At 60.2% G+C, this 13,478-nt stretch carries 12 protein-coding genes and 2 pseudogenes; 9 read left to right on the top strand and 5 right to left on the bottom strand.

The features are described 5' to 3' along the window. Together HMPREF2993_RS13895 and HMPREF2993_RS08880 are read right to left on the bottom strand one after the other, a co-directional pair. A pseudogene (locus HMPREF2993_RS13895) lies at positions 1-263 on the bottom strand (HNH endonuclease); the annotation flags it as partial. A 242-nt stretch (positions 264-505) separates the two neighbouring features. Beyond that, on the bottom strand, positions 506-829 hold the full coding sequence (locus HMPREF2993_RS08880; RefSeq protein ID WP_049157219.1) for a hypothetical protein: 324 nt from the start codon (positions 827-829) through the stop codon (positions 506-508). 48 nt (positions 830-877) lie between these two features. Here HMPREF2993_RS08880 and HMPREF2993_RS08875 point away from each other — a divergent pair, with 48 nt between their 5' ends. The 6 genes from HMPREF2993_RS08875 (at position 878) to HMPREF2993_RS08850 (ending at position 9,216) form a co-directional block, all read left to right on the top strand. Then, positions 878-2,254, top strand: a complete 1,377-nt coding sequence (locus HMPREF2993_RS08875; protein ID WP_070701981.1) for an MFS transporter — start codon at positions 878-880, stop codon at positions 2,252-2,254. 22 nt (positions 2,255-2,276) lie between these two features. After that, entirely contained in the window at positions 2,277-3,308 is a 1,032-nt protein-coding gene (locus tag HMPREF2993_RS08870; RefSeq protein ID WP_010186971.1) for a 6-phosphofructokinase, read from the top strand. 39 nt (positions 3,309-3,347) lie between these two features. Continuing rightward, the gene (locus tag HMPREF2993_RS08865; protein ID WP_049157216.1) at positions 3,348-4,946 is read left to right on the top strand and encodes an aspartate:alanine exchanger family transporter; all 1,599 of its coding nucleotides are present in this window, start codon (positions 3,348-3,350) and stop codon (positions 4,944-4,946) included. Between the two features lie 43 nt (positions 4,947-4,989). Continuing rightward, on the top strand, positions 4,990-6,495 hold the full coding sequence (gene gatB / locus HMPREF2993_RS08860; RefSeq protein WP_010186967.1) for an Asp-tRNA(Asn)/Glu-tRNA(Gln) amidotransferase subunit GatB: 1,506 nt from the start codon (positions 4,990-4,992) through the stop codon (positions 6,493-6,495). A 55-nt stretch (positions 6,496-6,550) separates the two neighbouring features. Beyond that, positions 6,551-7,606 (top strand): NAD(P)-dependent alcohol dehydrogenase, encoded by a 1,056-nt coding sequence (locus HMPREF2993_RS08855; protein WP_070701977.1) that lies wholly within the window; start codon positions 6,551-6,553, stop codon positions 7,604-7,606. 185 nt (positions 7,607-7,791) lie between these two features. After that, a complete protein-coding gene (locus tag HMPREF2993_RS08850) occupies positions 7,792-9,216 on the top strand; it encodes a YkvI family membrane protein (RefSeq protein WP_070701975.1) in 1,425 nt (474 codons plus the stop codon). Here the strand turns inward: HMPREF2993_RS08850 and HMPREF2993_RS08845 are convergent. Next, complete coding sequence (locus HMPREF2993_RS08845) at positions 9,213-9,902, bottom strand: LysE/ArgO family amino acid transporter (RefSeq protein ID WP_070547384.1); 690 nt, start codon at positions 9,900-9,902, stop codon at positions 9,213-9,215. The two genes, HMPREF2993_RS08850 and HMPREF2993_RS08845, sit on opposite strands and share 4 nt — an antisense overlap. A gap of 70 nt (positions 9,903-9,972) precedes the next feature. Here HMPREF2993_RS08845 and HMPREF2993_RS08840 point away from each other — a divergent pair, with 70 nt between their 5' ends. From HMPREF2993_RS08840 to HMPREF2993_RS08825, 3 genes are all read left to right on the top strand, one after another. Next, on the top strand, positions 9,973-10,857 hold the full coding sequence (locus HMPREF2993_RS08840) for a LysR family transcriptional regulator ArgP (RefSeq protein ID WP_046648098.1): 885 nt from the start codon (positions 9,973-9,975) through the stop codon (positions 10,855-10,857). Between the two features lie 28 nt (positions 10,858-10,885). Further along, complete coding sequence (locus tag HMPREF2993_RS08835) at positions 10,886-11,872, top strand: DoxX family protein (protein ID WP_070701973.1); 987 nt, start codon at positions 10,886-10,888, stop codon at positions 11,870-11,872. Positions 11,873-12,439: 567 nt separating this feature from the next. Next, positions 12,440-12,754, top strand: a complete 315-nt coding sequence (locus tag HMPREF2993_RS08825; protein ID WP_049157204.1) for a transcriptional regulator — start codon at positions 12,440-12,442, stop codon at positions 12,752-12,754. A 70-nt stretch (positions 12,755-12,824) separates the two neighbouring features. Here HMPREF2993_RS08825 and HMPREF2993_RS08820 read toward each other — a convergent pair whose 3' ends face one another. Beyond that, entirely contained in the window at positions 12,825-13,211 is a 387-nt protein-coding gene (locus tag HMPREF2993_RS08820; protein WP_070701971.1) for an IS30 family transposase, read from the bottom strand. Between the two features lie 4 nt (positions 13,212-13,215). Continuing rightward, a pseudogene (locus tag HMPREF2993_RS13740) lies at positions 13,216-13,478 on the bottom strand (hypothetical protein); the annotation flags it as partial.

Genomic DNA, 13,478 nt, shown 5'->3' with positions numbered 1-13,478 from the left:
TGGGTGTCTTGTATGGCTTTGACTTTCGGCAGGCTATCTAGGCGGTGGATGGCACGCAGGCCGGATTTGATGTGGCCTTCGGGCAGTGACCAGGCAGCAACTAGGGATAGTGCGGTGGTGTTGATATCAGCCTGCAGGCTGGGCATAGCCCCGACCCAGGTGTCATAGGCGGCTCGTCGTGCTTTCGCGCGGGCTATGGCGTGTGGGTTATTCGGGTTGGTGGTGGAAAAGAAGAAGGTTGGTGGGCGTGTGGCAGTGGTCATGGGTATCTCCCCCGAGATAAACATGTGGTAGAAGAAGTGTTCTAACCATGATTCTAGTATCACACACTCCGTATGGCCATAGCCTGCGTTAAATTCGTGTCAAGTCGTTACTATAAACGGGGGTAGCCACCCCACATTAGCCAGCACGTTCGACGCAAAAATGTTGGAGCCTTTGCCCGCGCGAGGACGTAAAACGCCCCTCCAGCCGTCAAGGACAGCGTGAAGGGGCGTGGGAGGGGGATCTACTTGGCGTCGGAAAGCGCGTAGGCAGCGCCAGCGCTCGCGGCAGTGACGGTGAGGACTGCGGGCCAGGAGCCCATTTTCTTAGCCAGCGGGTGGGAGAGGCCAAAAGCGCCGGTGTACAGAGCTGCCAGGCCAGCGGTAGTGGCCGGGTTCGTCTTAGCCCACCAGCTGCGGCCCGCCCACACGCCAGCGGCGGCGAGCACCACGCCGCCAAGCGGGCGAATGCCAGTCTCCCGGGCGGTGAGCCAGCCGCCGATAAGTCCCAGCGTGACGGTCGCTGCCGTCGATACGTCCTGCGGTTTCTTGATATCAATCATTCCCATGCGCCTCAGTTTAGGCCGCGTGAGCGTGCGGTGGCTAGACTTCGCTGCATGAAACTCGCAGGAACGCCGCCGTCGGAGAAGCAAGGGTGGCTCGCCATGGCCGCGCTATCACTGGGCTTTTTCATGTCCTTGCTCGACCAATCGATGATTGCCGTCGCGCTTCCCGACGTCCGCCGTGAGTTCCACGCCGATGTCAACCAGGTGCTGTGGGTTTCCGCCATCTATTTGCTCGCCGTGGTCGTGCCGCTGTTGTTTACCGGCCGCCTCGGCGATATCTACGGCCAGAAGAAAATGTTCCAGCTGGGCGTCGGGCTCTTTGGCATCGGCGCGCTGTTGTGCGCGTTAGCGCCCTCGGTGGAGTTTCTTATTGCAGCAAGAGCCTTGCAAGGTTTCGGCGCGTCGATTCAAATGCCGCAGACTATGGCCGTCATCAACCGTATTTTCGCGCGGGAGCGGCGCGGCCGTGCGCTCGGCGTCTGGGGAGTGGTTGGGTCTTTGGCCACACTTGCCGGACCGCTCTTGGGAGGCTTCGTCGTCGCTGCATTTGGGTGGCAGGCTGTTTTCTGGATCCATATTCCTTTTGTTGTCGCCGCGATTGTCTTATCCGGCCTGTGGGTGCCTTCCTTGCCAACGGCGATGGGGAAGATTGACTTCGTGTCGGTGGGGGCGTCGTTTATCGCGTTAACGTGCTTCGTCTTCGCAGTGCAACAGGGCCCAGAGACTGGTTGGCCGTGGTGGATTTGGGTCCTGCTCCTTGCTGGTGTGGTGGGCATCTACCTCTTCGTGCGCTTGCAATCATCGCGGGGGAAGGCGGCGCTCGTCCCGCTCGTGCTGTTTAAGGACCGCAACTACTCCGCAGGTTCAGTGGCCATCGTGTCCATGGGCTTTATGGCGGCGTCGATGATGATTCCAATCATGATGTGGCTGCAGGTCGAGCAGGACATGTCGGCGCGCGATGCCGGAATCATCGTCACACCCATGGCGCTGGTCTCTCTGTGCGTGTCGCCCTTGGCGGGCATTCTGGCGGATAAGCTGCACCCACGACGTCTGGCGGTCGCGGGCTTCGGCATCCTGATTGCGACCTTCCTCGCACTGTGGTTCCTCATGCAGGCCGAAGTGTCGGCCTGGTGGTTGTGCCTGCCCTGCGCGGCGCTGGGGGCGGGACAGTCCTTCATCTGGGGCTCTAATGCCGCGACGACGATGCGCGATATTGATGCAGATCTCATGGGCGCGGCATCCGGCGTCTATAACACGTCCAGGCAGGTGGGGTCGGTCATTGGAGTAGCCGCCGTGTCAGCGGTTATGCAGGTAGCGGGGGCCGCGGATTCCCTCGTGGTCATTGTCGCGATGCTTTCAGCAGGGTGCGTGGCGTCCCTCTTCTTCCGCGACACCCTGCATGCGGTAGCGGAAACTGCGAGGCTATAGGGAAGCGAGTAGATTGGATGTCATGCGTCTTGCTGTACTGACATCCGGTGGTGATTGCCCCGGTCTGAATGCTGTTATCCGCGCGGTCGTTCGTACCGCATCCAACGAGTTCGGCGATACGGTCGTCGGCTACGAGGACGGCTGGGTTGGTCTGATGGAAGACCGCCGCCGTGACCTTTATGACGACGCAGAGATAGACCGCATCCTCCTGCGCGGCGGAACCATCCTTGGCACCGGCCGCCTTCACCCAGATAAATTCAAGGCTGGGTTGGACACCATCAAGGCCAACATGGCTGATGCTGAGGTCGATGCGCTCATCGCCATCGGCGGTGAGGGAACGCTCAAGGGTGCCAAGTGGCTCTCCGATAACGGTATCCCGGTCGTGGGCGTGCCAAAGACCATCGATAATGACGTCAACGCTACCGACTACACCTTCGGTTTCGACACCGCAGTATCCGTGGCGACTGACGCGATCGACCGCCTCCACACCACCGCTGAATCCCACGACCGCATCCTCATCGTCGAGGTTATGGGCCGTCACGTTGGCTGGATCGCGCTGCACGCTGGCATGGCCGGCGGTGCGCACTACACGGTGATACCTGAGGTCCCGTTCGATATCGCCGATATCACCAAGGCCATGGAGCGCCGCTTCCAGATGGGTGAGAAGTACGGCATCGTCTGCGTCGCTGAGGGCGCGCTGCCGAAGGAAGGCACCATGGACTTCGAAGAGGGCGGTGTGGACCAGTTCGGCCACCAGACCTTCAACGGAATTGGCCAGGTCATCGGTGATGAGATCAAGAAGCGCACCGGCTACGACGTGCGCACCACCGTACTCGGCCACATCCAGCGCGGCGGTACGCCGACGGCCTATGACCGTGTGCTGGCCACTCGCTACGGCACCCATGCCGCCCGTGCTGCGCACAACGGCCAGTCCGGCATGTGTGTGGCTCTCCATGGCGAGAATATTGACCTCGTGCCTCTCGAGGACGCAGTGGGCAAGCTGAAGGTGGTTCCGGCCAAGCGTTATGCCAACGCACAGGCCCTGTTTGGCTAAACACCACCGTTAGCTCATCCATAGTTTCTAAAGGTAGCGATGACAAGCGTATTAGCTTATCTGGCTGAGCAGCCGGTCCTCTTGGTGTTTCTGCTCATAGGTGTCGGCATGGCACTCGGCGGCATCAAGACGCGGGGCATCAGCTTGGGCGCGGCGGCCGTGCTTTTTCTCGGCATCGCATTCTCGGCAGCCGCATCAGCTGCCGGGGTGGAGGCCTCCGTTCCTCCTATTTTGGGCATGTTCGGCTTAGTGCTCTTTGCCTTCGGCATTGGCAATAACTCCGGTGTGTCCTTCTTCAAGTCACTGAAGACGGCGACGGGCCCAGTGCTGTCGATGATCGGAGTCTTCATCGTCGCGGCGCTTGCCGCGTGGGGGTTGGGCACTTATGTCTTTGGGCTGTCGAATGCCACCATCGCTGGTACTTTCGCCGGTGCGGTGACGAATACCCCGGCGTTGGCGGCGGCGTCGGAAGCCACGGGCGATCCGGGCTCGGCTACGGTGGGCTACGCGGTGGCTTACCTGTTCGGCGTCATCGGCATGCTCGGTGCGACGGTGCTCGTGCTTCGCGACGCCGGCAATGACGACGACACCCTGTCACCCGTCACGCGCCAGCACATGCAGATTCAACGCGAGATCTCAGTCGCGGAGATCGCCGATATTGGCAATGGGGAAGTGCAGGTAACACGCCTGCGCCGCGTGGGCAGCAACCTTATCGTCTTGCCGAAATTCTTCGATGTGCTGCACCCCGGTGACGTGGTCACGCTCGTTGGTGCCCCGGAGGACCTGGACAACATCATCGAGCGAGCCGGGCGCGAGTCCCCGCAGATCCTCAATGATGACCGCCACGAGTTGGACTTTCGCCGCATCACTATTTCCGAGCACAGCTTGGCGGGCCTGACCATCGCGGAGCTCAATAACCAGCTGGCGGATCGCTGGGGTGCGCGCATCTCGCGAGTTCGTCGCGCCGATAATGACCAGGTCGCTATCCCCGAACACATCGTGGAGCTCGGCGACCGCGTGCGCGTCGTCGGTTCCAAGAAGTCCCTGCGGGAGATTTCCACTTTTCTTGGTGATTCCTCGCAAGGCCTGACAGATATCAACCCGGTGTCTTTGGGCCTCGGCATGGCCCTCGGCGTTTTCGTGGGCCACCTCGAAATCCCGCTTCCAGGCGGCTCTTCCTTTAGCCTCGGCGCTGCCGCTGGCGTCCTCATCGTGGCGTTGATCATGGCGCGTATCGGGCGCATCGGCAATACCGTCACCGCACTGCCGCACTCGGCCAACACAATCCTCTCCGAACTCGGACTGCTGCTCTTCTTGGCCCAGGCCGGAACGAATGCGGGCGGGGAAATCGCCGGTGCCTTTACGGGTGGAGCCTGGTGGAAGATTCTCCTGCTCGGCATGATCATCACGACGCTGGTGGCGACCGGATTCGCACTCGTCATGCGCCGCTTCCTGCGCGTCGGTGCCACGAAGACCGCGGGTGCTATGGCGGGCGCGCAAACCCAGCCGGCCGTGCTCGCTTTCGTGAACAATCGGACGAACACTGACCAGCGCGTCGCCTTGGGCTATGCCATGGTGTATCCGGCGGCGATGATAGCCAAGATTCTCATTACGCACGGCATCACCTTGTTGGGTTAGGCGGTTGCGCACGGTGTCGCGCTGACATACTAAGATGGCACGCATGACTGCTGCGATGTATGACCTGATGGACTATGACGAGGTCCTTGAAAAGTTCGAACCCGTTATGGGCATGGAAGTTCACGTGGAGCTCAACACGGAGACCAAGATGTTCTCCACCTCGCCCACGAACTTCAACGCAGCCCCCAACTCCAACGTGGACCCGGTGTCCCTCGGTTTGCCAGGCGCTTTGCCGGTGGTCAACTCCAAGGGCGTGGAAGGCGCCATCAAGATCGGCCTGGCGCTGAACTGCAAGATTGCGGAATCTTCGCGTTTCGCCCGCAAGAACTACTTCTACCCGGACCAGCCGAAGAACTACCAGATCTCCCAGTACGATGAGCCGATTGCCTACGACGGCTACCTCGACGTCGTCCTCGACGACGGCACTGAGTGGCGCGTTGAGATTGAGCGCGCTCACATGGAGGAGGACACCGGCAAGCTGACCCACCTGGGTGGTGCCGATGGCCGCATTCACGGCGCAACGACCTCGCTGGTGGACTGCAACCGTGCCGGCATCCCGCTAATCGAGATTGTGACCAAGCCGATCATTGGTGCTGGCGAGCGCGCCCCCGAGGTCGCCCGCGCCTATGTTTCTGCTCTGCGTGAGCTCGTCGCGGCACTGGGCGTGTCCGATGCCCGCATGGATCAAGGCTCGATGCGCGTGGATTCCAACGTTTCGCTGCGCCCGGTGGGCCAGGAGGAGTTCGGCACCCGTACCGAAACCAAGAACATCAACTCCCTGCGCTCGGTGGAGCAGGCGGTGCGCTTTGAGATGCAGCGCCAGGCGCAGGTGCTTGTCGACGGTGGCGAGATCGTCCAGGAAACCCGCCATTACCAGGAAACGGATGGTTCGACTTCCAAGGGCCGTCCGAAGGAAACCGCCGAGGACTACCGTTACTTCAACGACCCGGACCTGCCGCCGGTGATTGTCTCCCGCGAGTGGGTCGAGGAAATCCGTCAGACCCTGCCGGAGATGCCGTGGATTCGCCGCGCCCGCATCCAGGAGGAGTGGGGCCTCAAGGACGAGGAGATGCGTGACCTGGTCAACGCCGGCGCTCTCGATCTCATTATCGAAACAGTGGAAGCCGGCACCACTCCTGACGAGGCCCGCTCCTGGTGGGTGTCCTACCTGACCGGTAAGGCCAATGAGGCTGGCGTTGAACTGAGCACTCTCGGCATTACCCCGGCGCAGGTCGCTCGCGTTGTTGAGCTGGTCAAGGAAGGCAAGCTGACCACCAAGCTGGCTCGCCAGGCGGTCGACGGCGTGCTGGCCGGTGAGGGTGACGTCGACGAGGTCGTCGCCAAGCGCGGGCTCGAGGTCGTGCGCGATGATGGCGCGATCGAGAAGGCCGTCGATGATGCCCTGGCCGCTAACCCGGACATCGTGGAGAAGTACAAGGCCGGCAACAAGAAGGTCACCGGTGCCATCGTGGGTGCGGTCATGAAGGCCACCCAGGGTAAGGCTGACCCAGGACAGGTCAACAAGCTGATTGCGAAGAAGCTCTCCTAGTCGGTAGAGATTTCCATTAGGCGAGGTCAGGCGGCTGCGGGGTACCGTGGTCGCCATGACTATTTCTACTAAAGCACTGCAGAAGACCGGTCCGAACGAGCCCTTCGAAGTCGTGACCATCCAGCGCCGCGAGCCGCGCGCCGATGACGTTGTCATCGACATCAAAGCAGCAGGCATCTGCCACTCGGATATCCACACCATCCGCAACGAGTGGGGCGAGGCGCACTTTCCGCTGACCGTTGGCCACGAGATCGCCGGCGTGGTCTCCGCCGTGGGGGAGGAGGTCACTAAGTTCAAGGTGGGGGACCGCGTCGGCGTGGGCTGCCTGGTGAATTCCTGCGGTGAGTGCGAGCAGTGCGAGGCAGGGATGGAGCAGAACTGCCTCAAGGGCGGTGTGGGAACCTATAACTCCACGGATGTCGATGGCACGATTACCCAAGGTGGCTACGCTGAAAAGATCGTGGTGAATCAAGACTTCGTGCTGCGCATCCCGGATTCCCTTGATTTTGACGTGGCAGCACCCCTTCTCTGCGCTGGCATCACTACGTACTCTCCGCTGGCACGTTGGAACGTCAAGGAAGGACAGAAGGTAGCCGTCGTGGGCTTGGGCGGCTTGGGGCACATGGGCGTGCAGATTGCTGCCGCAAAGGGCGCGGATGTCACGGTCATCTCGCGCACCTCGCGCAAGGCAGAGGAGGCCGCGAAGCTGGGGGCGAGCCGTACCCTGGCCACCACCGAAGAGGAAGACTTCTTCAAGAACCACCGCGGCGAATTTGACCTCATCCTGTCCACCATCTCCGCCGAGTATGACCTCGAAGATTACCTGCGCCTCCTCAAGCCGCGCGGCATTATGTCGGTGGTCGGCCTACCGCCGGAAGCACTGCCGCTGCGCCTCAGCCGTCTGGTCGGCGGCGGCAAGGTGCTGACCGGCAACAATATTGGTGGCATCGCGGAAACCCAGGAGATGCTGGACTTCTGCGCCGAGCATGGCCTGGGCGCGGTGATCGAAAAGGTGGGCGTCGACGAGGTAGACGCGGCCTATGAGCGCGTCGTCGCGGGTGATGTGAAATTCCGTTTCGTCATCGATACCGCGACGTTTGCCGAGCACTAAGAGGTGAGCCGGCTCATGCTTGAGCGGTTGTAGGAGCAATCTCTCCACAGCCGCACACATGTTTTCCTATCAGGTTGGCGTAAGGTAGAACCTATGTAACGCCATGCTTGTGCCAAAGTATGGCGCGTTTTTATGCACTAGCCACTAAGCATAAAAAGAAGAAACTAGAAAACAGATAGGAAAACGTGTCTTATAAAAACGTCGTGGGCATCGCTTTGTCCTTCATTGGCTTGCTCGTGGGTGCGGGCTTTGCCACGGGACAGGAAGTTGTCCAGTACTTTACGTCCTTTGGTATTCCGGGCATGTGGGGAATCCTGGTAGCCGGCTTGGTCATGACCCTCGCTGGCACGGTGTTCCTTCAGCTGGGAAGCTACTTCCACGCCAGCGAACACAACCAAGTGTTCCGGAACATTACCCACCCGATCATTTCGCGCATTCTGGATGTCGCGGTGATCCTCACGCTCTTTGCGGTGGGCTTTGTCATGCTGGCTGGCGCCGGATCTAACATGCAGCAGCAGTTCGGCTGGCCGGCCTGGGTGGGTTCCCTGCTCATGCTCGTCCTGGTTCTTATCACGGGCATGTTCGACGTCGATAAGGTCTCCCAGGTCATCGGTCTCCTGACGCCGACCATCATCATTGCGGTACTCTTCGCCGGCACCTACACGCTGCTGCACATGCCGGACAACGTCGATGCGGCGATTGCCGCCTCCGAGGCGATTGAATCCCCAATCCCGCACTGGCTCATCTCCGCGCTGAACTACAACGGCCTGGCCCTCATCCTGGCGGTATCGATGTCCCTGGTGATCGGCGGCGATAACATCAGCCCGCGCGAAGCAGGCGTCGGCGGCATCGTGGGTGGCGCGGTCTACGCGGTGCTCATGGCCATCGCCGGTTTCTCGCTGGTGATGAACGCGGAGAACGTCGGCGATTCCGATATCCCGATGCTGACCTTGGTGGATAATATCCACCCGACACTCGGCGTCATCATGGCCATCATCATTTACCTGATGATCTTCAATACCGCCATCGGCATGTTCTATGCGCTCGGCAAGCGCCTGTCTTCCGGTAACGAGTCCAAGTACCGCATCATCTTTATCGCCGGCTGCCTCGCTGGCTTCGCCGTCTCCTTCGCCGGCTTCAAGGCTCTGATGCAGTACGTCTACCCGGTCCTGGGCTATATGGGCATTGTGCTCGTGGCCATCTTGGTGATTGGGTGGCTGCGCTCCCTGGGCAAGATTAAGGACGAGGGCCTGCGCCGTGAGCGCATCCGCGCCCTGCTGCACCTCAAGCTGCACCCCGACACAGAGTACGACGCAGCGCGTTATGACGATGAAATCGGCCAGCAGATCGCCGACTCCAACATGGATGACGAAGCCCTCTTCGAGGACCTCGTCTCCGATGTGGTGGAGGAGCTGGACTCGGATGAAGAGCTCGACTTCGACAAGGAAAAGTGGGAGGAAAACCGCAACGACCACTCCTACTACACCGAGCGCGAGGCTGTGGAGCAAGATCGCACCGACGAAGAAATCAAGGCCTGGGTCGAGGAAACCGGCGCGGTGGGAGACCCCGCCGAAGACGAAGAGCTCCCTGAAGAATCAAAGAAGAACTAGAGAAGCAGGAGCTTCGCCGTCAGCGCAAGCATGACGCAGCCGATGACGATGTTGACTACGCGCCACGTCGTCGGCTTGGCCAGCACGTGGGAGAGCTTGTAGGCACCAAAGCCGAGGGAGGGGAACCACACGGCGCTGGCCAGAATCGCACCGCCGGCGAAGACCCAGCGCTGGTCGCCATATTGGTTGGCAATGGAGCCCAGCATGACCAGCGCGTCGACGTAGGCCAAGGGATTGAGCCATGTGAGCGCCAACGCGCCGAGGACCGGCTTGACCCAGGACGATGAGCGCACGCGGGGGCGAATTTTGGTGAGCACGGAGGTTCCCGGTGCTCCCGAGCTGCCCGAGTTCTCTTCAACGACCTGCGCCACTGGTGCGGTTTCCTCAATGACCAGTGATTCCTGTTGCTTCTTAAACGCATCGCGGAAGCACGTGAACCCAAAGTAGATGAGGTAAGCCGCGCCCAAGTACTTGACCACGATGAGCGCGGTGGGGAAGCGCTCGACAAGGACGCCGACGCCGGCGGTGCCGCCGGTGATCAGGATGACGTCGGAAAGCAAGCATGCCAACAGGATCGGCCCGACATGATCGCGTTTAATGCCCATCTTGATGATGTAGGCATTCTGCGGTCCGATGGCGATGATGAGGGACAAACCCAGCGCAAATCCTGCGAGCAAAACTGACATGGCTTCTAGTGTGCGTATAACGGCATATGAAGTCCAGTTAAATATTCTACAGCTGGTTTAAAATAGCTTCATGAACCCGCTCCATACTGAAACTCTGCTGGCCATCATCGATGAAGGCTCCTTCGAGGGCGCTGCGGCTGTGTTGGGAATCACTCCTTCGGCCGTGAGTCAGCGCATCAAGGCGCTGGAAGTATCGACTGGTCGAATCCTTCTGCGCCGCGGAACTCCCGTCACCGTGACCGAGGCAGGGGAGATCGTCGCCCAAGCCGCGCGGCGCATGGCTCTGGTCCAAGCCGAGGCGGATGCGCGGCTCACCGAGCGCCTCTCCCGCGTGCCGTTGACTGTTGCCATCAACTCGGATTCCCTGGCCACGTGGTTCAGACCTGTAATCCAGCGCACCGCCGAGCGCGGTGAGGCTGCGCTGCGCATTCGCATCGAGGATGAGGCCCGCACTCTCGCGATGTTGCGCCGGGGTGATGTGCTGGGCGCGGTCACGCGCGAGCAAACCCCAGTCTCCGGTTGTGAATCTACATACCTCGGCACCATGCGCTACTTTGCCGTCGCCGCACCCAGCCTGGCGGAGGGCTTTGAAGATTGGGAGACCCTGCCCATCGTGGGCTTCGGGCCGAACGACGCGACTTTGGACGACGCCATGCGCGAGCGTTTCATCGACTCCCATGTCCTGCGCGCGCGGGTCTCACAGATTCCTTCCTCGGAGAGTTATGTCGAAGCAGTGCGCTACGGCCTGGGCTGGGGTCTGGTGGCGAGACTGCAGGCCCAGCCCCTGCTGGAGACGGGGGAGCTGGTGCTTCTCGACGACTTCCCGCTCGACATCGACCTCTATTGGCAACGCTGGCGATTGGAGTCGGAGGTGCTCGCGGACCTCACGGCAGATGTCTTAGACGCAGGCCGTGCGGTTTTAGCTACGCGCCGCGCCGATAAAGATGCACCATAAGGGCGCTGTGCTGCCTTAAGTTGGAGGCATGAGCGATAAAACTCCTGATAAAGCCACCGACTTTGATGACGATATCCCGACCTACACGGGGAAAGACTCCGTGAAGGACAGCACGCCTGAGGCAGAAGCTGCCGATAAGCCGAAGAAGAGTAGCCTCTTCCAACGCCCCGGCCGCGCCGAGCCGCAGGTGATTAAGCCGAAGAAGGCTGAGGAGCCTGCTGTTGAGGCAGAGCCTGAAGCCAAAACCGAAACCTTTGAGAGCGCCTCCCGCGACTCCCTGTCTTTCGACAGCGCTGCAGCTGAAACCGAGACCACTGCCTTCCCGCGCGCGGAGGCCATGGCCGAGCCTGATACGCAGACAACCGCTATGCCGGTATCGGCAACCGCAACCGAGTCCGCAGCAACTGAGACCTACGAGGAGGTGCCAAGCACGGTTGCCGTTGCCGACCCCGCCGTGGACTCCGAGCCTGCAGCTGTGGAGGAGAAGCCGGAGCCAGCACGCCGTGGCACCATCGACTTCGGTCTGCTCTTCGTACGCCTAGCGCTCAGCGTTTACCTGCTCGTGGCGGGTGCCTCGACCTTCTTCAAGCTCGGCGGCAACGAGGGCCTGTCGGGTCTGGAGAACGAGTTCGGCGAGTACACCATGGCAGCGGCACTTGCCATCGGCGTGCCGACCGTCCAGCTTATCGCCGGTGCCTTCCTGCTGCTGGGACTGGTGACGCCGCTGGCGGCCATGTTCGGTCTTATCGTCACTGGCTTCTCCGCTATCCACGGCCTCAACGCCTCGGGTGCTGGGTTGGATGTCTTTGCCTGGAATGAGAGCGTCTGGCTGGGCCTGGTGCTCTTCGTTATCGCGGTGGCCCTGCAGTTCACCGGTCCGGGCTTCATCTCCCTGGACTTTAACCGCTCGTGGACTCGCCGCCCATTGGCAACGTCCTGGATTTTCGTCGTCATTGGCGTGGCCGCGCTCGTTGCCATCTGGTGGTTTGGCGCGGGCGTTAACCCGCTGAACTAGGCGCTGTTAGCACGTTTCTACGCTCCCAGCCTGCAGCTATATACAAACTCTTGTTATTTTCCGTTGCGTAAAGTAAGTTGCTTTCCGTAATGGAAAACAATGACTTTGGTGCCGCAGGAGGGGAGCTTTAGTTTTGTCCAATCAGGATGTTCGGGACGCACTCGCATTTGAGGAACAACAACGGCTGGCCGCGGCCAAACGGCCACCCGTTTGGCTAAGTCTGCTCGCAGCGGCGGCGTACGGCGCGTGGTTTGCCTACATGTGGATCAAGGATGACGTCCATCCTCTCGTTCCTGTTGGTGGACTGCTTCTTCTACTCGCGCTCTTGGTGAGTCTTGCCGTCTTTTACCGCACGGGGGTGAGGGATTCAATGCGCCAGAAGGTTGATCCGTACGCCTCTAGGAATGTGACCTGGCGCTTCTACGCAGGATTGGGATTTATGATTCTGCCGGCGCTCTTCAATCCCTTCGTCGAAGGACACGTTATTCCCTCATGCATTGCAAGTGTGCTGTGCGCCTTGGCGGTCTTGTGGACACTACATACTGGTGCGCTGGATCGGAGGCCGCGATGAGTGAACTTGACCCGGTAATCCACCCGCTCAATCGCTTTAAGATTTGCGCCACACTTAATGCCTTCGGAGCCACGCAGGGCGGGGAGGTAAACCGAGAGATGAAGTTCGCCATGTTGCGCGCTCGCACGGAGCTTTCCGATGCCTCCCTGTCTAAGCAGCTCGGAGCTCTGGAAAAAGCCGGCTACGTGACTCGCTTCCGCGAGTACGGCACCAGCCGTGCGAAGGACTCGGTGTGGGTCGCATTGACTGAGCAAGGCAAGATTGCCTTCGACGGCCACTTGGCAGCACTCAAGGAATTAGCTGAGGGTTGAGTTGGGTGCATAGTACGGCCTCGCTGAGGTGCCCTTGTTGCCAAAGTTTTCCCGCCCGCCGCAGGCGGTTTCAAGTGGTGGATGCATCACTTGAATAGTTCTTGGATTTTCTCTTCTGGTGTGTACCAGTTGAGGACTTTTCTGGGGCGCCCGTTGAGTAGGTCTTGAATGTGTTGAACGCCTTTTGAAGCGTCAGGGTACTAAAGTCGCTTCCTTTGGGTAGGAAGTCTCGGACTAGCCCGTTGGTGTTTTCGTTGGTAGGACGCTGCCAGGGTGAGTGTGGATCGCAGAAGTAGACTGCGAGCCCACGTTCGATGCTCAGCCTGTCTACTTGGGCTAGTTCCACACCTTGGTCCCAGGTCAGTGTTTTGGTGTTGTTGCGTATTTTTCCGGTAAACATCTCGATTAACTTATCGACAGTCGTGGCGGAATCATGCACATCAAGCAGCGAGCCCATACGACTACTTGTTCAAGCCGGTTAGAGTCCAAGCACTACCCGGATTATCCAGAGAAAAACTGAGAGCAACTGTCGTTGACTCCATGATTAAAGAAGGCGGACTTGATGGAGAACACAGATCGAGAGCCTGTCGAGAGAACCTCACCCATTGTTCGCTGTCGCCCTTTCCTCTAAGAAAGAGGAAGTTTGCCTCTTCGGTGAAGCCGTGTTCTGGAACAGGGGGATCATCAACCACAAGTGTTTCTTTGACTGTTTGATACGGAGTGT

It is taken from the genome of Corynebacterium sp. HMSC068G04, from assembly GCF_001814885.1.
Taxonomy (GTDB): domain Bacteria; phylum Actinomycetota; class Actinomycetes; order Mycobacteriales; family Mycobacteriaceae; genus Corynebacterium; species Corynebacterium hiratae.
Note: the sequence above shows the minus strand (reverse complement) of the source record. Positions and strands in the feature narration are given on the sequence as shown.

Coding starts and splice junctions, on each gene's coding strand:
- HMPREF2993_RS08880 (WP_049157219.1), bottom strand. CDS start 829: ATGGGAATGATTGATATCAAGAAACCGCAGGACGTATCGACGGCAGCG.
- HMPREF2993_RS08875 (WP_070701981.1), top strand. CDS start 878: ATGAAACTCGCAGGAACGCCGCCGTCGGAGAAGCAAGGGTGGCTCGCC.
- HMPREF2993_RS08870 (WP_010186971.1), top strand. CDS start 2,277: ATGCGTCTTGCTGTACTGACATCCGGTGGTGATTGCCCCGGTCTGAAT.
- HMPREF2993_RS08865 (WP_049157216.1), top strand. CDS start 3,348: ATGACAAGCGTATTAGCTTATCTGGCTGAGCAGCCGGTCCTCTTGGTG.
- gatB (WP_010186967.1), top strand. CDS start 4,990: ATGACTGCTGCGATGTATGACCTGATGGACTATGACGAGGTCCTTGAA.
- HMPREF2993_RS08855 (WP_070701977.1), top strand. CDS start 6,551: ATGACTATTTCTACTAAAGCACTGCAGAAGACCGGTCCGAACGAGCCC.
- HMPREF2993_RS08845 (WP_070547384.1), bottom strand. CDS start 9,902: ATGTCAGTTTTGCTCGCAGGATTTGCGCTGGGTTTGTCCCTCATCATC.
- HMPREF2993_RS08840 (WP_046648098.1), top strand. CDS start 9,973: ATGAACCCGCTCCATACTGAAACTCTGCTGGCCATCATCGATGAAGGC.
- HMPREF2993_RS08835 (WP_070701973.1), top strand. CDS start 10,886: ATGAGCGATAAAACTCCTGATAAAGCCACCGACTTTGATGACGATATC.
- HMPREF2993_RS08825 (WP_049157204.1), top strand. CDS start 12,440: ATGAGTGAACTTGACCCGGTAATCCACCCGCTCAATCGCTTTAAGATT.
- HMPREF2993_RS08820 (WP_070701971.1), bottom strand. CDS start 13,211: ATGGGCTCGCTGCTTGATGTGCATGATTCCGCCACGACTGTCGATAAG.